A 25,227-nucleotide genomic window follows, 5' to 3' on the forward strand; every position below is an offset into this window, starting at 1 on the left:
CCTCCCGCGCCTTCCCCCTCTGTCGTTCTCCGGGCACAACCCGAGTGATCGTCACTGTCCACGCGTCGGCTCCCCCGACGGCCTCCCGGCCGGCCCCGCCCCGTGGACAAGGAGGTGTCGTGGATGAGCGACCGACAGCTGTGGTCGTACAAGGAGATCGCCGCCCATATCCGGGTCCAGCCGGACACGGTGCGCTCGTACCGCAAGCACGGGCTGCTCCCCGCTCCCGACCACGTGGAAGGCGGCAAGCCCTACTGGTACGCCGACACGATCCGCACCTGGGTGGCCCGCCGCCCCGGCAACCGGGGCCGGCGCGAGGACTGACCCCGGGGCCCACGGCCTCCCGGCACCCTCGCCTCACGCGCATACCTGCATACGCGCATACGCACATACGCGCCATTCACCGGCACGTCGCCCCGGCCGTCGCTCCGCACACTCGCGTTCATACCCCCTAGGGGTATAGTCTTCCATTGTCGGGAGGACGGTGGAGCGACAGCACCTGGCACCGCCGCCCCCGGCGACCGGACACGCCCTTGAAGAGGAGAACGACATGACCGCCGAGACGGACACCCAGACCACCACCGTCTACCGGGTGACCGGCATGACCTGCGGCCACTGCGAGGGCGCGGTGACCACCGAGATCTCCGCCCTGCCCGGCGTCAGCTCGGTCAAGGCCGTCGCCGCCACCGGCGAGGTCACCGTGGTCTCCGCCACCCCGCTCGCCGAGGAGGACGTGCGCGCCGCCGTGGACGAGGCCGGGTACGAGTTCGCCGGCCAGGCCGGCTGAGCTCCCTCCCCTCCCTCCTTCGCAGTGCCCCGCCGGGTCGTGCCGGCCAGCTCATACTGGTTCCGTACGACCCGGCCCTCCCACCTGGAGCCGGACATGAGCAGCAGCACAGTGCACGACGGGCCCATAGCGGCGGCCGAGGCCGCCGAGGTCGAGCTGACCATCGGCGGGATGACCTGCGCCTCCTGCGCCGCCCGCATCGAGAAGAAGCTGAACCGGATGGACGGGGTCACCGCCACGGTGAACTACGCCACCGAGAAGGCCCGCGTCTCATACGGAGGCGGCACCCAGGTCTCCGACCTGATCGCGACCGTCGTCAAGACCGGGTACACCGCCGAGGAGCCCCCGCCGCCGGAACCGGAACCGGAGACCGCGCGCCCCGAGACCGGGGCCGACGCGGGGGCCGGAGCCGAGGCCTCGCGCGACCCCGAACTGACCGCACTGCGCGTGCGCCTGCTGGTCTCCGCCGCCCTGGCCCTCCCGGTCGTCCTGCTGTCGATGATCCCGGCACTCCAGTTCGACAACTGGCAGTGGCTTTCGCTGACCCTGGCCGCCCCCGTGGTCGTCTGGGGGGCCCTCCCCTTCCACAGGGCCGCCTGGACCAACGCCCGGCACGGCGCCGCCACCATGGACACCCTGGTCTCGGTCGGCACGCTCGCGGCCTTCGCCTGGTCGCTGTGGGCCCTGTTCTTCGGCCACGCCGGGATGCCGGGCATGCGGCACGAATTCGACTTCTCGGTCTCCCGTACGGACGGCTCCTCCTCGATCTACCTGGAGGTCGCCGCCGGGGTCGTCAGTTTCATCCTGCTCGGCCGCTACCTGGAGGCCCGCTCCAAGCGGAAGGCCGGCGCGGCCCTCAAGGCCCTGCTGGAGCTCGGGGCGAAGGACGTGGCCGTCCTGCGCGGCGGCACGGAGGTGCGGATCCCGGTGGCGCGGCTCGCGGTCGGCGACCGGTTCGTCGTCCGGCCCGGCGAGAAGATCGCCACCGACGGCACCGTCATCGAGGGCGCCTCCGCCGTGGACGCCTCGATGCTGACCGGCGAGTCCGTCCCGGTCGAGGTCGCCGCGGGCGACCGCGTCACCGGCGCCACCGTCAACACCTCGGGCCGCCTCGTCGTCGAGGCCACCCGGGTCGGCGCCGACACCCAGCTCGCCCGCATGGCCCGGCTCGTCGAGGACGCGCAGAACGGCAAGGCCGAGGTGCAGCGGCTCGCCGACCGGATCTCCGGGGTCTTCGTCCCGGTCGTCCTGGTGCTGGCACTCGGCACCTGGGTCACCTGGCTGCTGATCACCGACAACCCCACCGCCGCCTTCACCGCCGCCGTGGCCGTCCTGATCATCGCCTGCCCCTGCGCCCTGGGCCTGGCCACGCCGACCGCGCTGATGGTCGGCACCGGGCGGGGCGCGCAGCTCGGCATCCTGATCAAGGGTCCCGAGGTACTGGAGTCCACCCGCCGTGTGGACACGATCGTGCTGGACAAGACGGGTACGGTCACCACCGGCCGGATGACCCTGACCGGCGTGCACACCGCCGAAGGCGTGGACGAGCGCGAACTGCTGCGGCTCGCGGGCGCGCTGGAGCACGCTTCCGAGCACCCGATCGCGCGGGCCGTCGCCACCGGGGCGGTCGAGGCGGCGGGCGCCCTACCGGTCCCGGAGTCCTTCGACAACCTCTCCGGGCTCGGCGTCCAGGGCGTCGTCGGCGGACACGCCGTCCTGGTCGGCCGCGAGCGGCTGCTGGCCGACCGGTCGATTCCCCTGCCCGCCGGCCTCGCGAGCGCCAAGGCGGCCGCCGAGGCCGAGGGCGGGACAGCCGTCCTGGTGGCCTGGGACGGGGCGGCCCGCGGCGTCCTGACCGTGGCCGACGCGGTCAAGGAGACCAGCGCCGAGGCGGTGTCGCAGCTGCGGGCACTGGGCCTGGCCCCGGTGCTGCTGACCGGCGACCACAAGGCGGTCGCCGAGACGGTGGCCCGCGCGGTCGGCATCGAAGAGGTGATCGCCGAGGTCCTCCCGCAGGACAAGGTGGACGTCGTACGCCGACTGCAGGCGCAGGGCCGTACGGTCGCCATGGTGGGCGACGGGGTCAACGACGCGGCCGCGCTGGCCCAGGCGGACCTGGGCCTGGCCATGGGCACCGGCACCGACGCCGCGATAGAGGCGGGCGACCTGACCCTCGTACGGGGGGACCTGCGGGTGGCGGCGGACGCGATCCGGCTCTCCCGCCGGACCCTGGCCACCATCAAGGGCAACCTGTTCTGGGCCTTCGGCTACAACGTGGCGGCCTTGCCGCTCGCGGCCGCAGGCCTGCTCAACCCGATGATTGCGGGGGCCGCGATGGCGTTCTCCTCCGTTTTCGTGGTGAGCAACAGCCTCCGCTTGCGAACCTTCCGCTAATGGATCTTCTCCCCAGTCTGCGCACACTTCCTTCACGGGAGACGCAGATCACAGTGATTGCAACGTAACCATCCGGCACTGCAGTGGGTCTAATGGGGCGATGCCAGGAACGTCTTGGGGGACGTTCACGGGGGTCTTGGGGGACGTCCGGGGCATCAGCCGGCCGGGACGCGTGCCCAACGGGGTGCTTTGAGCGGCCCTCCCGACCCGGACGGGTCCCGGCAGACACCCACTGGAGCGCACCGCGCGTGCACTCCTCGCCGACGCCCCGGCTCGGGTCCCGTGGGGGGAATCCGTTCCGGGGAAAGGAAAGCGCCCCGACCGTCGACCCGTGGGGGGATCGACGGCGGGGCGCTTTTCGCAAGCTTCGAGGTACCTCGGGTCAGCGGGCCTCGACCGGGACGAAGTCGCGCAGGACCTCGCCGGTGTAGATCTGGCGCGGGCGGCCGATGCGGGAACCCGGCTCCTTGATCATCTCGTGCCACTGGGCGATCCAGCCGGGAAGGCGGCCGAGCGCGAACAGCACGGTGAACATCTCGGTCGGGAAGCCCATGGCCCGGTAGATCAGACCGGTGTAGAAGTCCACGTTCGGGTAGAGGTTGCGCGAGACGAAGTACTCGTCGGCCAGCGCGTGCTCTTCCAGCTTGAGCGCGATGTCGAGCAGCTCGTCGCTCTTGCCGAGCGCCGACAGGACGTCGTGCGCCGCAGCCTTGATGATCTTCGCCCGGGGGTCGAAGCTCTTGTAGACGCGGTGCCCGAAGCCCATGAGGCGGACGCCGTCTTCCTTGTTCTTCACCTTGCGGATGAAGGCGTCGACGTCGCCGCCGTCGTTCTTGATGCCTTCGAGCATCTCCAGAACGGACTGGTTGGCGCCACCGTGCAGCGGACCCCACAGGGCCGAGATGCCGGCGGAGATCGAGGCGAACATGTTCGCCTGCGAGGAGCCGACCAGGCGCACGGTGGAGGTCGAGCAGTTCTGCTCGTGGTCCGCGTGCAGGATCAGCAGCTTGTCGAGCGCCGAGACCACGACCGGGTCCAGGTCGTACTCCTGGGCCGGCACGGAGAAGGTCATGCGCAGGAAGTTCTCGACGTAGCCGAGGTCGTTGCGCGGGTAGACGACCGGGTGGCCGACCGACTTCTTGTACGCGTAGGCCGCGATCGTCGGGAGCTTGGCCAGCAGGCGGATCGTCGAGAGGTGGCGCTGCTTCTCGTCGAACGGGTTGTGGCTGTCCTGGTAGAACGTCGACAGCGCGCTGACCACGGAGGACAGCATCGCCATCGGGTGCGCGTCACGCGGGAAGCCGTCGTAGAACCGCTTCACGTCCTCGTGCAGCAGCGTGTGCTGGGTGATCTCGTTGCGGAACGACGCGAGCTGGTCGACGGTCGGCAGCTCACCGTTGATCAGCAGGTACGCGACCTCGATGAAGGTCGAACGCTCGGCCAGCTGCTCGATCGGGTAACCGCGGTAGCGCAGGATGCCCTGCTCACCGTCGAGGTAGGTGATCGCGGACTTGTAGGCGGCGGTGTTGCCGTAGCCGCTGTCCAAGGTGACGAGCCCGGTCTGGGCCCTCAGCTTCGAGATGTCGAAGCCCTGGTCACCGACGGTGCTTTCGACCACCGGGTAGGTGTATTCACCGTCCGCGTACCGGAGTACTACAGAGTTGTCGCTCACGTCATCCCTCACCGACGTAGTGCCTCTTCTTCGAGGTGCCCTGACTGCCTCTACCTTCCCCCATTTGGCGCAGGAGAGTGCACTCGGGGTCGGCCTTTGGTCCTTTTGACGGCACTGAGTGCCTTCAACCAGCTCATCCTGCCCCCTCCGCACCGGTGCGTGAACCCCAAATGATCGATCATCTAGGTGATGTTTCCCACCGGTATCCGGCCGGACAGCCTGGGCGCGACCGCCGTGTACCTCCTGCCTGCGGAAACGGTACGCACAGCCTGGCCGAGGGCCTTGCGGGACCCGACCAGCACGACCAGTTTCTTCGCCCTGGTCACCGCCGTGTAGAGCAGATTTCGCTGGAGCATCATCCAAGCACCGGTGGTGACGGGGATCACCACGGCCGGATATTCACTCCCCTGGGAGCGGTGGATGGTGACGGCGTACGCGTGCGCCAGCTCGTCCAGCTCGGCGAACTCGTAGCCGACCTCCTCATCCTCCTCCGTCCGCACCGTCAGCCGCTGTTCGTCCACGTCGAGGGCGGTGACCACGCCGACCGTGCCGTTGAAGACGCCGTTGGCGCCCTTCTCGTAGTTGTTCCGGATCTGGGTGACCTTGTCGCCGACGCGGAAGACCCGGCCGCCGAACCGCTTCTCGGGCAGGTTCGGCCGGGCAGGCGTGATGGCCTGCTGGAGCAGCCCGTTGAGGTTTCCGGCGCCGGCCGGGCCGCGGTGCATGGGCGCGAGCACCTGGATGTCGCGGCGCGGGTCCAGCCCGAACCTGGCCGGAATCCGCCGGGCGGCGACGTCCACGGCGAGCCGCCCGGCCTCCTCGGTGTCCTCCTCCGGGAACAGGAAGAAGTCCGGCAGCCCGTCGGTGAGCGGCGGCAGGCCGGTGTTGATCCGGTGGGCGTTGGTGACCACGCCCGACTGCTGGGCCTGCCGGAAGATCCGGGTCAGCCGGACCGCGGGGACGGGGCCGCCCTCGGCCAGCAGGTCCCGCAGCACCTCGCCGGCGCCGACCGAGGGCAGCTGGTCCACATCCCCGACCAGCAGCAGGTGCGCACCCGGCGCCACCGCCTTGACCAGCTTGTTCGCCAGCAGCAGGTCCAGCATCGAGGCCTCGTCCACGACGACCAGGTCCGCATCCAGAGGGCGCTCCCGGTCGTACGCCGCGTCCCCGCCCGGCTTGAGCTCCAGCAGCCGGTGCACGGTGGAGGCCTCGGCCCCGGTGAGCTCCGAGAGCCGTTTCGCGGCCCGGCCGGTGGGTGCGGCGAGCACCACCTTGGCCTTCTTGGCCCGGGCCAGCTCCACGATCGAGCGGACGGTGAAGGACTTCCCGCAGCCCGGCCCGCCGGTCAGGACGGCCACCCGGCGGGTCAGCGCCAGGGTGACGGCGTCCCGCTGCTCGGGGGCCAGCTTGGCCCCGGTGCGCCCGGCCAGCCAGCCGAAGGCCTTGTCCCAGTCCACGTCCTGGAAGCCCGGCATCCGGTCGTCCTCGGCGTTCAGGAGCCGCCGCACCTGCCCGACCAGCGACAACTCCGCCCGGTGGAAGGGCACCAGGTACACGGCGGTCAGCGGCGGCCCGCCCTGCGGATCGGGCACGGCCTCCCGCACGACCCCCTCCGGATCGGCGGCGAGCTCGGCCAGGCATTCGATGACCAGCCCGGTGTCCACTTGGAGCAGCTTGACCCCGTCGGCGATGAGCCGCTCCTCGGGCAGGAAGCAGTGCCCCTGGTCGGTGGACTGGGACAGGGCGTACTGGAGCCCGGCCTTCACCCGCTCGGGGCTGTCGTGCGGTATGCCGACGGCCTGGGCGATCCGGTCGGCGGTCAGGAAGCCGATGCCCCACACGTCCGCGGCGAGCCGGTACGGCTGGTTCTTGACCACTGAGATGGAGGCGTCGGCGTACTTCTTGTAGATCCGGACCGCGATGGAGGTGGAGACGCCCACGCCCTGGAGGAAGACCATGACCTCCTTGATGGCCTTCTGCTCCTCCCAGGCGGCGCCGATCAGCTTGGTCCTCTTGGGGCCGAGTCCGGGCACCTCGATCAGCCGCTTCGGCTCCTCCTCGATCACGTCGAGCGTGTCGGTGCCGAAGTGCTCCACGATCCGGTCGGCGATCTTCGGGCCGATGCCCTTGATCAGGCCGGAGCCGAGGTAGCGCCGTATGCCCTGGATGGTCGCGGGGAGCACGGTGCGGTAGTTCTCCACCGTGAACTGCTTGCCGTACTGGGGGTGGGATCCCCAGCGGCCCTCCATGCGCAGCGATTCGCCGGGCTGGGCCCCGAGCAGGGAGCCGACGACCGTGAGCAGGTCCCCGCTGCCGCGGCCGGTGTCGACGCGGGCGACCGTGTACCCGCTCTCCTCGTTGGCGTAGGTGATGCGCTCAAGCACCCCCTCGACCACCGCAAGTTGCACCGCCCCGTTGGTTGCCATGGCACGAAGCTACCGCCCGGCGCCGACAGCCCGTCATCCCTGTGGACAACCCGCGGCCACCGGCGACGACCCGGAAGGCGCCCGACGACCCCGACCACCGAGAAGGGGGTCCGGCCTCGCGGCCGGACCCCCCCACGGTTACCCCTCCCGTGTCGGACTTCCCGATCCCCCCAGATCCCTCCCCGGAAGTGCCGACGCACCATACGACCCGCTGCCCCGCTCCGGGGTTGCACGCGGAATCGGAACTTTACGTTTCCATTACCTCAACGGGCTCGGGAGCTGATCCGAAGTGCCGGTGAATCACTACAGAAGTAGCGTTTCGGGCATGAGCGAACCCTCAGTGCAGGATGACGTGCTCGGCGAGCTGGGCCCGGACCGGCTGAACGAGATCGCCGGCCTGCTCGGCACCGACGCGGCGGGTGCCCGCGAGACCGTCGCGACCACGGTCGGCGCCATGACGGGCGGCCTCCAGCAGAAGGCCGCCGCCGATGACGACGACGGCGTCGAGGTCCGCCAGGCCTTCGCCGAGGTGGCCGAACCCCCGCTGCAGGGCGTGGCCACGCTCGGTGGCGGGCTGCTCGGCGGTGGCCTGATGGCCGGGGTGCTCGCCAAGGTGAGCAAGCCGGTCGCGGCGGCGGTGTCCAAGAAGACCGGCATCCCTGCGGCCACCGTCGCCCGCGTCATCGAGATGCTGATCCCGGTGCTGCTGGCGGTCTTCGCCAAGCGCGCGGCGGCCGGCGAGGGCGCCGCCGGATCCCGGGGCGCAGCTCCCGGAGCGGCTCCGTCCGCCGCCCCGGCGGGGGGCGGCGGGCTCGGCGACCTGCTCGGCCAGATCCTGGGCGGCGGCAAGAGGTAGCCAGCTACCCTCGAGCGCCATGGAGCCCCCTGCTGACAACTCCGCCGCTTCGGTACGGCTGCGGGAACCCGAGCCCGGGGAGCTGGGCTGGATCGTCCAGCGGCACGGCGCGCTCTACGCCGCCGAGTACGGCTGGAACACCGACTTCGAGGGCCTGGTGGCCCGGATCGTCGCGGACTTCGCCGAGGACCACGACCCGCATCTGGAGCGGGTGTGGATCGCCGAGCTGGACGGCCGCCCGGTCGGCTCGGTGATGTGCGTCCGCGAGGACGGCTCGCCCGGCACGGCGCGGCTGAGACTGCTGCTCGTGGAGCCCGAGGGCCGGGGCCACGGCATCGGGTCCCTCCTCGTCGACGCGGTCGTCGCGTTCGCCCGCTCCGTCGGCTACCGCGAGCTGGTGCTGTGGACCAACGACGTGCTGACCTCGGCCCGTTCCCTCTACGAGCGCGCCGGGTTCACCCTGGTCGCCGAGCGCCCGCACCGCTCCTACGGCGTCGCCCTCACGGGGCAGGACTGGCGGCTGCCGCTGCAGGCGGACTCCCCGCGCTGACCTCCGCTGCACCGCTGCCCGCCCCACCGCCCTCCGCCGCGCCGCCGCCCGCCACCGTCGTCGTACGGGTGGTGCCCGCGCGGGCGGGGGCCAGCGAGGTCATGCCCACCCCGCCGACCAGCAGCAGCGCCGCCACCCACCGCAGCCCCGAGATGTCCTCGCCCAGGACCAGCGCGGCCGAGGACATCCCGAACACCGGCACCAGCAGCGAGAACGGCGCGACCGACGAGGCCGGGTAGCGCTTCAGCAGGTGGTTCCAGGCGCCGAACCCGAACACGGTGGACACCCAGGCGACATAGGCGATGACCGCGGCCCCCGACCAGTCCAGGGCGCGCAGTGCCGCCAGGTCCCGCCCGGGCCCCTCCAGCAGCAGCGAGAGCGCGAACAGCGGCAGCACCGGGACGGTGCACACCCAGACCATGAAGTTCAGCGCGTCGGGCGGGGACGCCTTGCGGGTCAGCACGTTGGACACGCCCCAGCAGGCGGCGGCCGCGACGACCAGGGTGAAGCCGAGCACCGGCCCGGAGGTGCCCCCGTCCACGGCGGCGACGGCGATCCCGGCGAGCGCGACGGCCATGCCGGCCACCCGGACCCGACCCGGCCGCTCGCGCAGGAGGAGGGAGGCGAGGACGGCGGTGAAGACGGACTGCACCTGGAGCACGAGCGAGGACAGTCCGGCCGGCATCCCGGCGGCCATCCCGGTGAAGAGGAGCCCGAACTTGGCGACGCCGAGGGCCACTCCGACCGCGATGATCCACTTCCAGGCCGTCTTGGGCCGGCCGACGAAGAACACGGCGGGCAGCGCGGCGACGAGGAAGCGCAGGGCGGACAGGAGCAGCGGCGGGAAGTGGCCGAGTCCGATCTCGATGACGACGAAGTTGAAGCCCCAGACGGCGGCGACGAGTACGGCGAGTGCGGTGTGAACGGGACGCATGCTTCGAGCATCGACGCGGCGACCATGTAGCACCAGCGCGGATCCCTTCCGGGATGGATGAAGCATCGCTTACGGGTGCCCCGCGGGCCGGGGATGCCTACGATGGGCCGCATGCTCGACCTCTCCCGGCTGCGCGCCCTGCACGCCGTATCCGTCCACGGCTCGGTCGCGGGCGCGGCGGCCGCCCTCGGATACACCCCCTCCGCCGTGTCCCAGCAGATCGCCAAGCTGGAGCGGGAGACCCGGACCACGCTGCTGGAGCGGCGCGGGCGCGGGGTCGCGCTCACCGAGGAGGCCCGCCACCTCGCCGAGACCGCCCAGGAGTTGCTGGCGATCGTGGAGCGCGCCGAGACCACCCTGGAGGAGCGGCGCGGGCAGCCGGGCGGGCTGCTGACCCTGGCCGCCTTCGCGTCGGCGGCGCGCGGGCTCATGCCGGGGGTGCTCGCCGATCTCGCGCGCCGCCACCCCGCGCTGGACGTACGCCTCACCGAGGTCGACCCCCACCTGTCGGTGGACCTGGTGGCCCGGGGGGTCACCGATCTGGCGGTGGCCCACGACTGGGACATCGCCCCGCTGCCGGCGCCGGAGGGCGTCGAGCAGGCGGTCATCGGGGACGACCGCTGCGACCTGGTGGTACCGCGGGACCACCCGTTCACCGGGCGGGCGGTCATCCGCCGGGCGGACCTCGGCGGCCAGCGCTGGGTCTGCCAGCCGCCCGGCCGGGTCTGCCACGACTGGCTGATGCGGACGCTGCGCACCGCCGGGTTCGAGCCCGACATCGCGCACGTGGCCGAGGAGAACCACACCATCGTCGCGCTGGTCGCGGCCGGGCTCGGGGTGGCCGTCGTGCCCAGGCTGGGCACCGGGGCGCTGCCGCCGGGCGCGGTGGCCGTACCGCTGGAACCGGGCCCCGTACGCAGGTTGTACGCCGTGTGGCGGACGGGGGCGGCCCGCCGGCCGGCGATCACCGAGGCCGTGCGGACCCTGCAGGAGCACTGGGCGTACGCCGCACCCCTTCCGGGGGACCCCCCGAGTGTCCACGGCGGCGTTGGGGCGGCCCGGCAGTAGGGTCCGGCCCGTGTCGTACCACGCGTCCCGCAGGTCCCTGCTCACCGCAGCCGCCATGGCCGCCGTCTCGGCCGCCGGGGTGGCTTCGTACGCCGCTGTCGGCGGCCCGGGAGGCGAGGGCGCCGCGCCGCGCCCGGACGCCGGCCCCTCCGACGACGCCCGCCCCGCCGACCGGCCGCCGGGGCGGGCGCCCGACCGGGCCGCGCTGCTCCGCCTGGTGGCCGGGATGAGCCTGGCCGAGAAGGTCGGGCAGCTCTTCGTGTCCCGCGCGTACGGGCATTCGGCGACCGATCCGGATCCGGCGGACGCCGAGCAGAACCTGAAGCTGTTCGGGGTGCGCACGGCCGCCGAGCTGGTCTCCCGCTACCACCTCGGCGGGATCATCTACTTCTCCTGGGCCCACAACACCCGTGGCCCGCAGCAGATCGCCGAGCTGTCGGCCGCCCTCCAGCGGGCGGCGGCCGGGACCGGCTCCGGCGTCCCGCTGCTGCTCTCCACGGACCAGGAGCACGGCGCCGTGGCGCGCATCGGCAAGCCCGCGACGCTGCTGCCGGGGGCGATGGCCCTGGGAGCCCGGCACGGCGCCGGCGGTACGGACGGCGCCGGCGGTACGAGCGGTACGAGCGGAAGTGCCGGTGGCGGCACGGGTCCCACCGATACCGGCTCCGATTCCGCGGCCGCCGCCGAGGCCCGCCGGGCCGCGCGCATCGCGGGCGCCGAGCTGGCCGCGATGGGCATCCGGCAGGACTACGCGCCGGTGGCCGACGTGAACGTCAACCCGGCCAATCCGGTGATCGGCGTACGGTCGTTCGGCTCCGACCCGCGGGCGGTGGCGGCCCTCGTCGCCGCCCAGGTCCGCGGCTACCAGGGCGCCGGAGTGGCCGCGACCGCCAAGCACTTCCCGGGCCACGGGGACACCGAGACCGACAGCCACGTCGGGCTGCCGGTGATGCGGCACAGCCGGGCCCAGTGGGAGGAGCTGGACGAGCCCCCGTTCCGGGCGGCGGTGGAGGCGGGCGTGGACGCCGTGATGACGGCGCACATCGTCTTCCCCGCGCTCGACCCCTCGGGGGACCCGGCGACCCTCTCCCGGCCGATCGTGACCGGCATCCTGCGCGAACGCCTGGGCTTTCGGGGAGTGGTGGTCACCGACGCCCTCGACATGGCCGGGGTACGCCAGAAGTACGGGGACGACCGGGTCCCGGTACTGGCCCTGAAGGCGGGCTGCGACCAACTGCTGAACCCGCCGGACCTGGGCCTCGCGCACCGCAGCGTGCTCGCGGCCGTCGAGGCGGGGGAGCTGACACAGGCCCGGATCGAGGAGTCGGTGCTGCGGATCCTGGAACTCAAGTCCCGCCGCGGACTGTTCGACGCGGCGCACACCGCCGCCGGGCGGACGGACGCGCTGGTGGGGATCCCGGCGCACCTGGCGGCCGCGGACGAGATCGCGGCGGGTACGACGACCCTGCTGGCCAATCCCGTCAAGCTGCTGCCTCTGGACGCGTCGGCCGCGCCCCGGGTGCTGGTCACCGGAACCGACCCCGCCTCCCCCAGCGGTACGACAGGGCCCCCTACCGCGGTACTGGCCCGGGAGCTGACCGCCCTGGGCTGCCGGGCGACGGCCGTGCCGCCCGCCCGGGCGGTGGCCGCGGCCCCCGGCAACGCGGCGGTGCTGGTGTGCACGTACAACGTCCCCGAGGGGGACGATCCGCAGCGCACGCTGGTCACGGAGCTGCTGGCCACCGGGGTGCCGGTGGTCGTGGTGGCGATCCGCAATCCGTACGACCTCGCCCGACTGCCCGCGTGCGCGGCGGAGCTGGCGACGTACACCTGGACGGACGTGGAGATGCGGGCGGCGGCCCGGGTGGTCACCGGGGCGGTACGGCCCTCGGGCCGCCTCCCGGTCCCGGTGCCGGGCCGCTACCCGCTGGGCCACGGGCTGTCGTACGACTGAGTACGACCGGGTACGACCGTTCCGGCCGTACTGCCTCTCCCGTGGCCCCTCGGGCCCTACCGGGGAGCTACGGCCGCAGCTGCGGCTCGCGCTCCACGTCCTTCTGGTCGAGCACCGCGTCGGGCTTCGCCAGCGGCGTCGCCCGGCCCGCGTCGGCGAGCGCGGCCGCCGGGGCGACCCCGGCCCACTGCAGGATCTTCTGCGTGGCCAGCGCCTTCTCGCCGTCCATGAGCTTGGCGACGTTGGCCCCGTGGTTGGCGCCCGGCGCGATCATCACGTAGCTGTCGCGCACTCCGTAGCCGAGGTGGAACGGTTCGGCACCCCACGGGTCGTTCTGCCCGTACACGAACAGCATCTGGTTCGCGTTGTTCTTCACCCAGTTGTCGACGTCCGCCATGACCCCCGGCTGGAAGGTCATCGGGATGTCGCGGGGCACGAAGTTGCGCGGCGGCTGGTAGCCGTAGCGGCTCAGACCCCCCAGGTGCGGCTGCTTGATGTCGGGCGAGCCGAGCTGCGTACCCGCCTGGTAGTAGTACGGCGTGTACGTCTCCAGGCCCTGGTCGGCGTAGGCCGAGAAGCCGGAGATCGTGTCGATCGAGTCCCAGATCTCCTGGTCGCTCGCGGTGGCGGCGGCCGGGATGGAGGCGCAGTCGGCCAGCAGGCTGTACTGCCAGAAGGCCCACACGTAGTCGAGCACGACGGCCTCGTAGGCCTTGTCGAGATTGCCGACGGTGGTGAAGGTCCAGCCGTTCTCGGCCGCGGCGGCCGCGTACTTGGCCTCCAGCGGCTCACGGCGTACGAGCGCCTCGCGCTGCACCGCGTTCAGCTTGTCGCGGCACTCCTTGGTGCCGACCTTGTTGAAGAACCGGTCGTACGCCGAGTCCTCCTTGTTGACGACGTCGTTGGGCGCGACGTACGCGACGACACCGTCCATGTCGCGCGGGTAGTAGCGCTCGTAGTACGTCGCCGTCATACCGCCCTTGCTGCCGCCCGTGGCCAGCCAGTTCTTCTTGTAGACCTTCTTCAGGGCGGTGTAGATGCGGTGCTGGTCGCTGGCGGCCTGCCAGATGTCCAGGTTCGCCCAGTTGGCCGGGTCGGGCCGGGAGGGCGTGAAGAACCGGTACTCCAGCGACACCTGGTTGCCGTCGACGATGGTCGTCGGCTCGCTGCGGCGCGGGCTGGTGTTGACGTTGTAGCCGGAGGTGTAGAAGACCGTGGGCCGGGAGACGTCCTTGTGCAGCAGGGTGAGGCGCTGCTTGAAGGTGCCCTTCGACGGGTTCCGGTGGTCGACCGGCTGCTCGTAGTTCAGTACGAAGAAGCGGTACCCGGGGTACTCCTTCTCCTCGATCAGACTCATCCCCGCAATGGCGAGGATCTCGTCCTTGATGTCCGTCGCGGCGGACGGCCCTGCGGCGGTGGCCGCCTGAGCCGTGAAGCCGGCTGCGCCCATGGTGCCGATCAGCACCACGAGCGACAGCAGCCAGCCGAGCGTCTTGCGCATTCACCCTCCCCTGAGTTCACTTCGGTCGCCCGTGAACCTAGCGGGGTCAATGCGCCGCTGACCAGACCTAGTTGGGACGCTCGTTCAGCACAGGATCCAGCCGGAATCGACGGATCCGGCCTCGATGCCCCCCTTTACATACACGCAGCGGGTGATCGCACCGACAGTGACAGGTCCGGCATATCGGGTGAATTGCCCGGCGTCGCGGACCGGGACCCCGCCGCGCGGCTGGATGCTGACCGCCATCGCCCGGCGCCGGCCCGGGTCGTCGGCGACGGTCACCGCGCAGGCCTGCGTACGGCTCTTGTAGACGCGCACCTCGCCCGTCGGCAGCGGCAGCGTCCTGACCAGGTCGCCCCCGCAGCCACCGGTCGCCGCGTGCGCCTGCGGCGCCGCGAGCAGCCCGCCGACGCACAGCATCAGCCCCGCCGCGCACGCCCTCGCCGACGCGGCCCCCCGGCCCCGCCCCTTCCGCCCGTGCTCCACGCTGTCCCCCGATCGGTCGTACGCAACACGTACGCACGTACGACGCGCAGACCCCCCGGAAGGTTGCGTACAGCAAGATCCGGGGGTCGCCGGGCCTCGGGCCGGGCCCGAGCGCCCGCAGGCGGCGCGGTCAGGCGGCGGCGCGCTCGTCCTCGCCCACGAAGGTGCGCCACAGCTCGGCGTAGCGGCCGCCGCGGGCCAGGAGTTCGGCGTGGGTCCCGTCCTCCACGACCCGGCCGCGGTCCATGACCACGACGCGGTCGGCGCGTGCGGCCGTGGTCAGCCGGTGCGCCACCACGAGGGTGGTGCGCTTGCCGGCGAGCCGGTCGGTGGCCTGGTTGACCTGGGCCTCGGTGGCCAGGTCGAGTGCCGCGGTGGCCTCGTCGAGCAGCAGCACGTCCGGGTCGACGAGCTCGGCGCGGGCCAGTGCGATCAGCTGGCGCTGGCCGGCCGAGAGGTTGCGGCCGCGCTCGGCGACGGTGTGCAGGTAGCCGCCGTCGAGGGTGGCGATCATCTCGTGGGCGCCGACCGCGCGGGCGGCCGCCTCGACCTCGGCGTCGCCCGCCTCGGGCCGCCCGTAGGCGATGGCGTCGCGGACCGTCCCGGGGAAGAGGTACGGCTCCTGGGGGACGACCCCGAGCCGGTGGCGGTACTCCGTCAGGTCCAGCTCCCGCAGGTCGGCGCCGTCCGCGGTGACCCGGCCGGAGGTCGGGTCGTAGAACCGGGCCACGAGCTTGACCAGCGTGGACTTGCCGGCACCGGTCTCGCCGACGAAGGCGACGGTCTGGCCGGCGGGTATCCGCAGGCTGATTCCGGCCAGCGCCTCGCCCTTCTCGCCGCGCTCCTCTGCGGTCCCGTACGCGAACCGCACGTCCTCGAAGGCGATCTCGCCGCGCAGTTCCTCGACCGCGCGCGGGTCGGTCGGGCGGGGGGTGCTGGTGGGCTCGCGCAGCAGCCCCTGGATCCGGCCGAGCGAGACGGTCGCCTGCTGGTAGCCGTCGAAGACCTGGGAGAGCTGCTGGACGGGGGCGAAGAAGAGGTCGATGTAGAGCAGGTACGCCACCAGCGCGCCCGTGGTGAGGGTGCCGGCCTCGACCCGGCCCGCTCCGACGATCAGCACGGCGGCCGCGGCCCCGGAGGACAGCAGCTGCACGAAGGGGAAGTAGACGGATATCAGCCACTGGCCGCGCACCCGGGCCTGGCGGTACGAGTCGCTCCGCTCGGCGAACCGGACGGCGCCGGCCCGCTGGCGGCGGAACGCCTGGACGATGCGCAGCCCGGAGACGGACTCCTGGAGGTCGGCGTTGACCAGGCTGACCCGGTCGCGGGCGAGCTCGTACGCGGCGACCGACTTGCGGCGGAACACGATCGTGCCGATGACCAGCACGGGGAGGGTCGCGAAGACGATCAGTGCGAGCTCGACGTCGAGGACGAGCAGCGCGATCAGGATGCCGAAGAAGGTGAAGACGGAGACGACGGCGGTGACGAGCCCGGTCTGCAGGAAGGTGGACAGGGCGTCGACGTCGGTGGTCATCCGCGTCATGATCTTGCCGGTCAGCTCGCGCTCGTAGTAGTCGAGGCCGAGGCGCTGGAGCTGGGCGAAGATCTTGACGCGCAGGGCGTACAGGACGCGCTCGCCGGTGCGCCCGGTCATCCGGGTCTCGGCGAACTGGGCGGCCCACTGCGCGAAGACGACGCAGAGCGCGAGAGCGGCGGCCACCCAGACGGCGCCGAGTGCGGCCTGCTCGACGCCCTTGTCGATGCCGTGCCGGATCAGGATCGGGAGCAGCAGCCCGGAGCCGGCGTCGACGGCGACGAGGCCGAGGCTGATGGCGAGGGGCGCCCAGAAACCGCGGAGCAGCCGGCGCAGGTTGTAGCTCGTCTCGGCGGCCGCCGCGCGGTCCTCGTCCACGGCGGGCTCGTCGTCGGCGGGCGGCAGGGCGGCCACCTGCGCGAGCAGTTCGGGGGTGGCCGGCATGCCGGCGACGGCGCCGGCCACGGTGGCGCCGGGTACACCGGTTCCGGGCGCGCCGGTCGCGGCCGCGGTCCCTGCGGCAGCCTCGGCGTCCTCTTCCTCTTGTTCCTCCTGGCGGCGCCAGAGCTCGGGGGTCACCCCGTCCGCGACCCGCCGCTTGGCGTTGACCGGCTCGGAGTCGATCTCGGCTTCGAGTTCGATGCCCCGCTCCAGCCTGCCCTCGATGTCCCGCTCGAACTCGGCCATCGCGGGCGCGTCGGGGGTGCGCGGCGAGCCGGCGCCGAGCGCGTCCGGGTCGGTGAGCAGGCGCCGGTAGAGGGCCGAGCGGTGCTCCAGCTCCTCGTGCGTACCGATGTCGGAGAGCCGCCCGCGGTCGAGTACGGCGATCCGGTCGGCCAGCCCGAGCGTGGAGCGGCGGTGGGCGATCAGGAGGGTGGTGCGGCCGGCCATGACGGCGCGCAGCGCCTCGTGGATCTCGTGCTCGACGCGGGCGTCGACGGCCGAGGTGGCGTCGTCGAGGAGCAGCAGCCGGGGGTCGGTGAGGATGGCGCGGGCGAGCGCGATGCGCTGGCGCTGGCCGCCGGAGAGGGTGAGCCCCTGCTCGCCGACCTTGGTGTCGTACCCCGCGGGCAGAGCCTGGATGAACGATTCGGCCTGGGCGGCGCGGGCGGCCGCCTCGACCTGCGCGTCGGTCGCGTCGGGCTGCCCGTACGCGATGTTGGCGCGGATGGTGTCGGAGAAGAGGAACGAGTCCTCCGGTACGAGCCCGATCGCGGCGCGCAGCGAGTCGTACGTCAGCTCGCGCACGTCGTGCCCGCCGACGCGGACGGCGCCGCGGTCGGCGTCGTAGAAGCGGGGCAGGAGGAGGGAGACGGTGGACTTGCCGGAGCCGGAGGCCCCGACGACGGCGACGGTCTCGCCTTCGGTGATGGAGAGCGAGAACCCGTCCAGGACGGGCCGCTGGGGGTCGTACCCGAAGACGACCCCGTCGAACTCGACGGTGGCGGGGGCGTCGGCCGGCAGCTCCCGCGTGCCCTCTTCGATGACGGGCTCGGTGTCGATGAGCTCGAAGACCCGCTCGACGCCCGCGCGGGCCTGCTGGCCGACGGTGAGGACCATGGCGAGCATGCGGACGGGGCCGACGAGCTGGGAGAGGTAGGTGGAGAAGGCGACGAAGGTGCCGAGGGTGATGTGCCCCTGCGTGGCCATCCAGCCGCCGAGGGCCAGCATGGCGACCTGCCCGAGGGCGGGCACGGCCTGCAGGGCGGGGGTGTAGCGGGAGTTGAGCCGGATGGTCCGCATCCGGCCGGCGAACAGCCGGCGCCCGGCGCTGCGCAGCTTGCCGGTCTCCTGCTCCTCTTGGCCGAAGCCCTTGACGACGCGGACGCCGGTGACGGCCCCGTCGACGACGGTGGCGACGGCGGCGGCCTGTCCCTGGGCCCACCAGGTGGCGGGGAAGAGCTTCTTGCGGCTGCGCTTGGCGATGAACCAGAGCGCGGGGGCCATGAGCAGCGCGACGAGGGTCAGCAGCGGGGACAGCGCCAGCATGATCCCGAGGGATATCCCGAAGAGGAGGAAGTTCCCGATGGTCATGGGCAGCATGAAGAGCAGGCCCTGGATCAGCTGGAGGTCGCTGGTGGCGCGCCCGATGACCTGTCCGGTGGACAGCTCGTCCTGGCGCCGCCCGTCGAGGCGGGCGATGGTGTCGTACATGTCGGTGCGCAGGTCGTGTTGGACGTCGAGCGCGAGGCGGCCGCCGTAGTACCTGCGTATGTAGGTCAGTACGTAGACGAGGACCGCGGCGGCTATGAGGAGCCCGGCCCAGACGCCCATGGGCTTGGTGTGGTCGCCGATGACGTCGTCGATGATCACCTTGGTGACCAGGGGTACGAGGGCCATGACGGCCATGCCGGCCAGTGAGGACCCGAGGGCGAGCAGCACATTGGTCCGGTACCGCCAGGTGTAGGCGGTGAGCCGCCTGGCCCAGCCTTGTTTCTCGCCCGCTGCCGTCGCTGCCGCCGCCACGTGGTCCTCCCCGTTCGTCAGTCCTGCCGCCTCCCCCAACGCCCCGACCGGCGGATTTCATCCCGCCGCAACAATTCGAACGTGCGCCTGCCGCGCCTGTGTCGCACGCCCGGCGCGGCCGACCGGGGCAGCGGGGCGCGGTCCGGGCGGGTTCAGCCGGGCGGAGCGGCCCGGCGTGCGGGGCCCGTCCCCCGCGCACAGACTGGGCGCATGCCCGAGCCGGAGGAGCAGCAGCCCGGACCGGAACCGGCGCGTACGCTGCCCCCGCCGGCGCCGGAGACGCCGGGATCGTTCCTGGAGAAGGCGGCGTACGTCACGGCCCCGGCCACCGTCGTACTCGGCCTCCTCTACTACTTCGGCTGCACGTACACTGACGCGTACTACGGCCATCTCGGCGTTCCCGCGAGCGATCTCCAGCTCTCCGTCCAGGCCTACGTGGTCAAGAGTCCGGACGCGGTCTTTTTTCCCCTCTGGCTTCTGCTGATGTGCGGACTGGCCGTGCTACTGGTGCTGGGCTGGGTGGGCAGGGCACTGGCCGTGCCGGGCCGGGAAGCGGTGCGCCGTAGGGTGACCGGCTGGCTGCTCGCCTTCGGCCTGATCCTGGTGCTGGCGGGCTTCCCGGTCTTCTTCTGGGAGGACTGGCTGCCGCACCTCCCCAGCGGGTGGCTGAGCAACTTCGGGCCCTGCCTGGTCGTCGCCGTGGGCGCCACACTGGCCTTCTTCGCCGTGCAGATGCACCTGAACAAAAGCAGGGACGAGCTCGGCCGGCCGGCCCGCACGGGCAACCGGCTGTGGCTCGCCGGCGGCGCCCTGCTCATCGGGCTGCTCACGTTGAGCCTGTTCTTCGCCATGGCGCGGTACGCGGCGATGGCGGGCCAGGCCAAAGCCGACAGGGTCGTGGCGACGGGCTACACGGACGAAAGCCCCAGATTGATCGTCCATTCGTCCGTCCCCATCCCGCACCACGCCGACGCCATCGAGTTCAACGATCTGGGCCGCGGCAGTGCGCCCTACCGGTACCAGTACCGGGGATTTCGCCTCCTGGCGAAATCGCCGTCCCGCTTCTACCTCGTCTCGTACGCCCAGATCCGCCCTGAGCTGCGCCTGGTGGTGCTTCCCGACGACGGGACGGTCCGGGTGGAGATCAGCCCCTGAGGCCCGGGCCGTAGGCCGGGGAGGCGGTGTCCGGGGTCTCGGACACCTCGGGGGTCGGGGAGGTGTCTTCCGGGATGGAGGCGGTGTCGTCCGGGGTGGGCTCCCCGCCGACGGCCTCGCCGGTGATCTCCACTGTGAGCGCCTCGCCGGCGGAGGTCTCGGCGGTGAGCTCCCCGCTGTAGCTGCCCGCCTCCGTGGCCACGTGCCGGATCGTGACTGTGCAGCTTCCACCGGGTGGCAGTTCGGCGCCGGAGCAGTTGTCCGCGGCGATCGTGGTGTCTCCGCTGTCGGTGGTGGCCGAGACCTGCTGAACGGTCGTGGACTCGCCCTTGTCGTTGACGATGGTGAGAGTGCGGCCGGCGGCCTCGCCCACGCGCGACTGCGGCAGGTTGACCTTCTGCCTGGAGCCGGAGGCGCTTTTCCCCAGGAACGCGGAGTCCTCGGGTTCGGGGTTCGCGCTCTGCTCGGTACCGGTGGTCCCGGCCGAGGTCGGGACCACCGGGGAGGGAGACGGCGTCGGGTGGTCGCCCCCCTGGCATCCGGCCAGGGCCGCGACCAGTGCGGTCGTGGCCGCTGCTGCTGCAAGACTTCGGGCGATCGTGGGCATCACGGTGTCGGCGCCTCGGTTCCCGGGTCGACTCGGATCAGGTCACCGATCAAGGTCCCACGGCACCCGCCCACCGCCCGTGACGCCGGCCGCGGGACACGAGGCCGTCATCCGAAGGAACGTACGGACGCCGAACGCCCGTCAGTTCCCGGGAGTCACGGCGGGCAGGTGGGTCGGGGCGAACATCTTCAGGGTGGCCGGGAGGACCAGGACGGTGGGGCCCGGGGTCGCGAGGGACTTGGCCAGGTCCTCGCGCAGGGTTTCCGGGGTGGTGGTCGTCGCCGGGACGCCGAAGGATTCGGCCAGGGCCGCGAAGTCCGGGCGGGTGAGTTCGGTGGCCGTCGTGCGGCCCTCGAAGGAATCCGCCATGTACTCGCGCAGGATGCCGTAGCCGCCGTCGTCCACGATCAGCCAGGTCACGTCCAGGTCGTACTGCTTCGCCGTCGCCAGGTCCGCGATCGAGTACATCGCGCCGCCGTCGCCGGAGACCGCCAGGACGGGGGTGTCCGGTTCCGCGACGCAGGCGCCGAGGGCCGCCGGGAAGGCGTAGCCGAGGCCGCCGGCGCCCTGCGCCGAGTGCATCGTGTTGGGGTGCTTCGCGTCGAACGCCGACCAGGCCCAGTAGGACAGGATCGTCATGTCCCAGAAGGACGGGGAGCGGGCGGGCAGGGCCGCGCGGATCGACGCGAGGAGGCCGCGCTCCAGCGCCACGTCCTGCGCCGACAGGCGGGTCTCGATCTCCGACAGGAGCAGGCGCACCCGTTCCGGGGCCTCGGGGTCCTGGCGTTCGCCGACCGTTTCCAGGAGGGCCTGGAGGGCCAGGCGGGCGTCCGCGTGGATGCCGAGGGCCGCGTGGTTCGACTCCAGCTTGCCGAGGTCCGCCTCGATCTGGACGACCCGGCCCTCGGGGAAGAACGTGTGGTAGTTCGAGGAGAGTTCGCCCAGCCCCGAGCCGACCACCAGCAGGACGTCCGCGTCCTCCAGGAAGTCCGTCATGTGGCGGTCCTCCAGCCAGGACTGGAGGGACAGCGGGTGGGTCCACGGGAAGGCGCCCTTGGCGCCGAACGTGGTGACCACCGGGGCGCTCAGCCGCTCCGCGAGCTGCCGCAGCTTGCCCGCCGCGTCCGAGCGGACCACCCCGCCGCCCGCGATGATCACGGGGCGGGAGGCCCGCTCCAGCCAGTGCGCCGCGAGCGCGGTGAGCTCGGGGCGCGGGGCCAGTTCGTGCGGGCTCGCGTCCACGGCCGTGACCTGCGGGATCATCGTCTCCGCGCGGAGCACGTCCTCGGGGATCTCCACCCAGACCGGGCCGTGCGGAGCCGTCAGCGCCGATTCCCAGGCCTCCGCGATCGCGGAGGGGATCTGCGAGGGCGTACGGGCCGTGTGGACCGACTTCACCACGTCCCGGAACGAGGCCGACTGGTCCCGCAGCTCGTGCAGGTGCCCGCGCCGCCCGCCGCCCAGGCCCGCCACCGGGACCTGGGAGGCGATGGCGAGGACGGGCGCCGAGGCGGCGGCCGCCTCCGCCAGGGCCGGCAGGGCCATCAGCGCGCCCGGGCCGGTCGACAGCAGCAGCGGAACCGCCTCGCCCGTGATGCGGCCGTACGCGTCGGCGGCGAAGCCCGCGTTGTTCTCCGTACGGAGCCCGATCAGACGCAGGTCGGAGCGGCCCACCGCGTCGAAGAGGGAGAGCGCGTGCTGGCCCGGCAGACCGAAGACGGTGGTCGCGCCGAGACCGCGGAGCGTTTCCACGACCAGGTCCCCGCCCGTCCGCCCCGGAGGCGGCGCGAGGGCGGCCGCCCGCTGGGCGTCGGTGGGACGGAGTACCAGGTCGTGGTCGTGCGTCACGTGCGCTTACTCGCCCTTCTCGGCTGCTACTTCGCCCTCTTCGCGGCGGCGATCTGGCGGCTCATGATCGTCGTCAGCTCGTACGCGGTGTGCGAGGCCGCGACCGAGGTGATCTCGGCGTGATCGTACGCCGGGGCGACCTCGACGACGTCCGCCGAGACCAGGTTGCAGGAGGACAGGCCGCGGATGATCTCCAGCAGCTCGCGGGAGGTCATGCCGCCCGCCTCCGGCGTGCCCGTGCCGGGCGCGTGCGCCGGGTCCAGCACGTCGATGTCGATCGAGATGTACAGCGGGCGGTCGCCGATGCGCTGGCGCAGCTGGTCCGCGACCTCGTCGGCGCCGCGCCGGTAGACGTCGGCCGAGGTCACGATGCCGAAGCCCATCTTGGCATCGTCGTCCAGGTCCTGCTTGCCGTACAGCGGGCCGCGCGTGCCGACGTGGGACAGCGCCTCGGTGTCGAGGATGCCCTCCTCCACGGCACGGCGGAACGGGGTGCCGTGCGTGTACTCGGCGCCGAAGTACGTGTCCCAGGTGTCCAGGTGCGCGTCGAAGTGCAGCAGCGCGACCGGGCCGTGCTTCTTCGCGACGGAGCGGAGCAGCGGGAGGGCGATGGTGTGGTCGCCGCCGAGGGTCATCAGGCGGGAGCCGGCGCCGAGGAGCTCGTCCGCGGCCGCCTCGACCGTCTCGACGGCCTCGTTGATGTTGAAGGGGTTCACGGCGATGTCGCCGGCGTCCGCCACCTGGGCGAGCGCGAACGGGGAGGCGTCCTGCGCCGGGTTGTACGGGCGCAGCAGGCGGGAGGCCTCGCGGATGGCGTTGCCGCCGAAGCGTGCGCCGGGGCGGTACGAGACGCCCGAGTCGAAGGGGACACCGACGACGGCGACGTCAGCCGAGCCGACCTCGTCCAGGCGGGGCAGCCGGGCGAAGGTCGCGGGGCCCGCGTAGCGCGGGATGCGGGAGGAGTCGACCGGTCCGCGCGGCGTCTGCTCGGTGCGCTCGTTGCTCATCGGGGTGTGCCCTTCTGGATGTCCTACGGTGCGGTCCTTCGAGCGTAAGCCGCGCACGCCGGGGCGCGAAGTGTACGTTTCATCCACTAAGCGACCTCGAACTGTACGGAGCATCCATGCCGAAGCCCGCCGGGGCCGACACCCCGCCCACGCCCGCGGTCGGGCTCGGCGCGCTGCTCGCCGACCAGGCACTGGACCTGCGGCTGGTCGCCGGGCCGGAGCAGGCGGAGGTGCACGGGGTGCACGCCTCGGAGATGCCGGACCCGTCCCCCTACCTCCTGGGCGGCGAGCTGCTCCTCACGGCGGGCGCGGGCGATGCGGCCGAGGCGCCCGACGCCGCCGACGCGTACGTACGGCGACTGGTCGGCTCTGGGGTGGCCGCGCTCGGGTTCGGGGTGGCGCCGCTGCACGCGGAGGTGCCGCCCGCGCTGGCCGAGGCCTGCGTCCGGCACGGGCTGCCGTTGCTGGAGGTCCCGCCGCAGACCCGGTTCACGGCCGTGGCCCGCGCCGTCTGGCGGCTCATGGCCGAGGCGCGGACCCGCGAGCTGCGCCGGGTCACCGAAGCCCAGCAGGCCCTCGCCGCCGCGGCCGCCCGCCCCGACCCGGTCGCGGCGGTGCTGCGCCGCCTGGCGGCGAGCCTGGGCGGCTGGGCCGCGCTGCTGGCACCGGCCCCGGAGGCCGTGTCCGCCGCCGCGGGACCCGCACCCTCCGCCGAGGCGATGGCCGCACTGGCCGCACTGGCCGGCCGGGTGGCCCCCGGCGCCGCCGCCACGGCCACCGCCACCGCGGACGGAGTCCGACTCGCCGCCTACGCCCTCGGCGGCGGCCAGGCCCTGGGCGTCGCCACGGCGGAGCGGGTGCCCGGCGACCACACGATCGCGTCCGTGGCCGCCGTCCTGCTGGCCCTGCTCACCGCCGACCGGCCGGCCGGGGCGGAGGCCGCCGCGCTGACCCGGCTGCTGCTGGGCGGCTCCCCCGCCGGGGCGCTGGGCGGGCCCGGGCCCTGGTACGCGGTCCACGCCCGCGGCGGCGCCGATCCGCAGGCCCTCGCCGCCGCGCTGGGCACCGTACTGGTGGACCCGGCGGGTCCGGTCGTACGGCTCCTCACCGAGCGGGATCCGGACCCGCAGCCCGGGTGGCGGCTGGGGGTCAGCGCCCCGGCCGAACCCGACGCGCTGGCCGCAGCCGACGCGCAGGCCCGCCGCGCCCTGGAGCGCGCCGAGGCGGCCCGGACCCCGCTGGCCCGGCACACCGACTCCGGCTTCGCGGGACTCGTCGGCGCGGCCGAGGCCCGCGCCCACGCCGAAGCCCTGCTCGGCCCCCTCTCCCCCGGCCTGCGGGACACCCTGCGCGCCTGGCTGGCCCACCACGGCAGCTGGGACCGCAGCGCCGCGGCCCTCGGCGTGCACCGCAACACCGTCCGCCAGCGCATCGCCCGCGCCGCAGCGCTGCTCGACCGCGACCTCGACGACCCGGACACCCGCATGGAGCTCTGGTTCGCACTGACCCGGGCGCCGGAGGCCTGACCGGCCCGGCCCAAGGCCAGCTCCGCCGTACGGATGGACTCGGACCGTACGGCAGCGGGTGCGCCGAGTCGCGGCGGGTGGCGGCCTACGTTCGCACTGCATCCCCCACCCCCACTCGAAAGGCAGCACCCGTGCGATCGATCCGTCCCGTCCTGACCGCTCTCGCCGTCGGCGGCATCATCCTGGCCGGCGCGTCCGCCGCCTCCGCCGACGATGCCTTCACCGTGTACGCGCCGATCGACAACACGTACTCGATCGTCTTCGGGGACCTGACCCAGGTGGCCGGCGACGACGTGTTCAACGCCGGCCGCGACAACACGGTCGGTTCCCACAACGGCGCGGCGACGGCCGGCGACATCGGCATGGCGGCGCTGCCCGGGACCCAGGTCCTGAGCAACGGGGCCCTGATGCACGGCGCCGCCGGCCAGTGGACCGGCAAGATCCTCGGCAAGTAGG

General features: G+C 72.7%; 18 protein-coding genes and 1 pseudogene. 10 read left to right on the forward strand and 9 right to left on the reverse strand.

Annotated elements, in window-relative coordinates:
• Nucleotides 1-123: 123 nt before the first annotated feature.
• The 3 genes from ACIBAD_RS10000 to ACIBAD_RS10010 all read left to right on the forward strand — a co-directional run bounded on the left by ACIBAD_RS10000 (nucleotide 124) and on the right by ACIBAD_RS10010 (nucleotide 3,181).
• A complete protein-coding gene (locus ACIBAD_RS10000; protein WP_030297784.1) occupies nucleotides 124-324 on the forward strand; it encodes an AlpA family transcriptional regulator in 201 nt (66 codons plus the stop codon).
• 226 nt (nucleotides 325-550) lie between these two features.
• Nucleotides 551-787: a heavy-metal-associated domain-containing protein gene (locus ACIBAD_RS10005; protein WP_030161570.1), complete on the forward strand. Its 237-nt coding sequence runs from the start codon at nucleotides 551-553 to the stop codon at nucleotides 785-787.
• Between the two features lie 96 nt (nucleotides 788-883).
• Complete coding sequence (locus ACIBAD_RS10010) at nucleotides 884-3,181, forward strand: heavy metal translocating P-type ATPase (RefSeq protein ID WP_398905673.1); 2,298 nt, start codon at nucleotides 884-886, stop codon at nucleotides 3,179-3,181.
• 382 nt (nucleotides 3,182-3,563) lie between these two features.
• Here the strand turns inward: ACIBAD_RS10010 and ACIBAD_RS10015 are convergent, their stop codons facing one another.
• Together ACIBAD_RS10015 and ACIBAD_RS10020 are read right to left on the reverse strand one after the other, a co-directional pair.
• Nucleotides 3,564-4,853 carry a citrate synthase gene (locus tag ACIBAD_RS10015; protein WP_030229520.1) on the reverse strand — a complete coding sequence of 430 codons (1,290 nt, stop codon included), beginning with the start codon at nucleotides 4,851-4,853 and terminating at the stop codon, nucleotides 3,564-3,566.
• Nucleotides 4,854-5,035: 182 nt separating this feature from the next.
• On the reverse strand, nucleotides 5,036-7,279 hold the full coding sequence (locus tag ACIBAD_RS10020; protein ID WP_134075549.1) for an ATP-dependent RecD-like DNA helicase: 2,244 nt from the start codon (nucleotides 7,277-7,279) through the stop codon (nucleotides 5,036-5,038).
• A 325-nt stretch (nucleotides 7,280-7,604) separates the two neighbouring features.
• Here ACIBAD_RS10020 and ACIBAD_RS10025 point away from each other — a divergent pair, with 325 nt between their 5' ends.
• Both ACIBAD_RS10025 and ACIBAD_RS10030 read left to right on the forward strand, forming a co-directional pair.
• Nucleotides 7,605-8,135 (forward strand): DUF937 domain-containing protein, encoded by a 531-nt coding sequence (locus ACIBAD_RS10025; RefSeq protein WP_134075550.1) that lies wholly within the window; start codon nucleotides 7,605-7,607, stop codon nucleotides 8,133-8,135.
• Between the two features lie 52 nt (nucleotides 8,136-8,187).
• Nucleotides 8,188-8,685, forward strand: a pseudogene (locus ACIBAD_RS10030) (GNAT family N-acetyltransferase); the annotation flags it as partial.
• On the opposite strand, the gene ACIBAD_RS10035 reads toward ACIBAD_RS10030, so the two are convergent.
• Nucleotides 8,636-9,619 (reverse strand): EamA family transporter, encoded by a 984-nt coding sequence (locus ACIBAD_RS10035; protein WP_398905680.1) that lies wholly within the window; start codon nucleotides 9,617-9,619, stop codon nucleotides 8,636-8,638. The pseudogene ACIBAD_RS10030 and the gene ACIBAD_RS10035 sit on opposite strands and share 50 nt — an antisense overlap.
• 111 nt (nucleotides 9,620-9,730) lie before the next feature.
• On the opposite strand from ACIBAD_RS10035, the gene ACIBAD_RS10040 reads away from it, so the two are divergent.
• Entirely contained in the window at nucleotides 9,731-10,687 is a 957-nt protein-coding gene (locus tag ACIBAD_RS10040) for a LysR family transcriptional regulator (RefSeq protein WP_398905682.1), read from the forward strand.
• A 55-nt stretch (nucleotides 10,688-10,742) separates the two neighbouring features.
• Entirely contained in the window at nucleotides 10,743-12,641 is a 1,899-nt protein-coding gene (locus ACIBAD_RS10045) for a glycoside hydrolase family 3 protein (RefSeq protein WP_398905930.1), read from the forward strand.
• Nucleotides 12,642-12,708: 67 nt separating this feature from the next.
• Here ACIBAD_RS10045 and ACIBAD_RS10050 read toward each other — a convergent pair whose 3' ends face one another.
• From ACIBAD_RS10050 to ACIBAD_RS10060, 3 genes are all read right to left on the reverse strand, one after another.
• Nucleotides 12,709-14,142 carry a S28 family serine protease gene (locus ACIBAD_RS10050; protein ID WP_134075554.1) on the reverse strand — a complete coding sequence of 478 codons (1,434 nt, stop codon included), beginning with the start codon at nucleotides 14,140-14,142 and terminating at the stop codon, nucleotides 12,709-12,711.
• Nucleotides 14,143-14,226: 84 nt separating this feature from the next.
• Nucleotides 14,227-14,628, reverse strand: coding sequence for a hypothetical protein (locus tag ACIBAD_RS10055; protein WP_398905684.1), 402 nt, complete (start codon nucleotides 14,626-14,628; stop codon nucleotides 14,227-14,229).
• Between the two features lie 130 nt (nucleotides 14,629-14,758).
• The gene (locus ACIBAD_RS10060; protein ID WP_398905686.1) at nucleotides 14,759-18,628 is read right to left on the reverse strand and encodes an ABC transporter ATP-binding protein; all 3,870 of its coding nucleotides are present in this window, start codon (nucleotides 18,626-18,628) and stop codon (nucleotides 14,759-14,761) included.
• Nucleotides 18,629-18,838: 210 nt separating this feature from the next.
• Here ACIBAD_RS10060 and ACIBAD_RS10065 point away from each other — a divergent pair, with 210 nt between their 5' ends.
• The gene (locus ACIBAD_RS10065; protein ID WP_398905688.1) at nucleotides 18,839-19,783 is read left to right on the forward strand and encodes a hypothetical protein; all 945 of its coding nucleotides are present in this window, start codon (nucleotides 18,839-18,841) and stop codon (nucleotides 19,781-19,783) included.
• On the opposite strand, the gene ACIBAD_RS10070 is transcribed toward ACIBAD_RS10065, so the two are convergent.
• From ACIBAD_RS10070 to speB, 3 genes are all read right to left on the reverse strand, one after another.
• Nucleotides 19,773-20,390 carry a hypothetical protein gene (locus tag ACIBAD_RS10070; protein WP_398905690.1) on the reverse strand — a complete coding sequence of 206 codons (618 nt, stop codon included), beginning with the start codon at nucleotides 20,388-20,390 and terminating at the stop codon, nucleotides 19,773-19,775. The genes ACIBAD_RS10065 and ACIBAD_RS10070 overlap by 11 nt on opposite strands.
• A 141-nt stretch (nucleotides 20,391-20,531) precedes the next feature.
• Nucleotides 20,532-22,238, reverse strand: coding sequence for a thiamine pyrophosphate-binding protein (locus ACIBAD_RS10075; RefSeq protein ID WP_398905692.1), 1,707 nt, complete (start codon nucleotides 22,236-22,238; stop codon nucleotides 20,532-20,534).
• Between the two features lie 26 nt (nucleotides 22,239-22,264).
• Entirely contained in the window at nucleotides 22,265-23,245 is a 981-nt protein-coding gene (speB, locus tag ACIBAD_RS10080) for an agmatinase (protein ID WP_134075559.1), read from the reverse strand.
• Nucleotides 23,246-23,361: 116 nt separating this feature from the next.
• On the opposite strand from speB, the gene ACIBAD_RS10085 reads away from it, so the two are divergent.
• Nucleotides 23,362-24,771, forward strand: coding sequence for a PucR family transcriptional regulator (locus ACIBAD_RS10085; RefSeq protein WP_398905695.1), 1,410 nt, complete (start codon nucleotides 23,362-23,364; stop codon nucleotides 24,769-24,771).
• A 131-nt stretch (nucleotides 24,772-24,902) separates the two neighbouring features.
• Nucleotides 24,903-25,226 (forward strand): hypothetical protein, encoded by a 324-nt coding sequence (locus tag ACIBAD_RS10090; protein ID WP_134075561.1) that lies wholly within the window; start codon nucleotides 24,903-24,905, stop codon nucleotides 25,224-25,226.
• Nucleotide 25,227: the final 1 nt, after the last annotated feature.

The sequence above is a fragment of the Streptomyces sp. NPDC051109 genome (assembly GCF_044455885.1).
Lineage (GTDB): Bacteria > Actinomycetota > Actinomycetes > Streptomycetales > Streptomycetaceae > Streptomyces.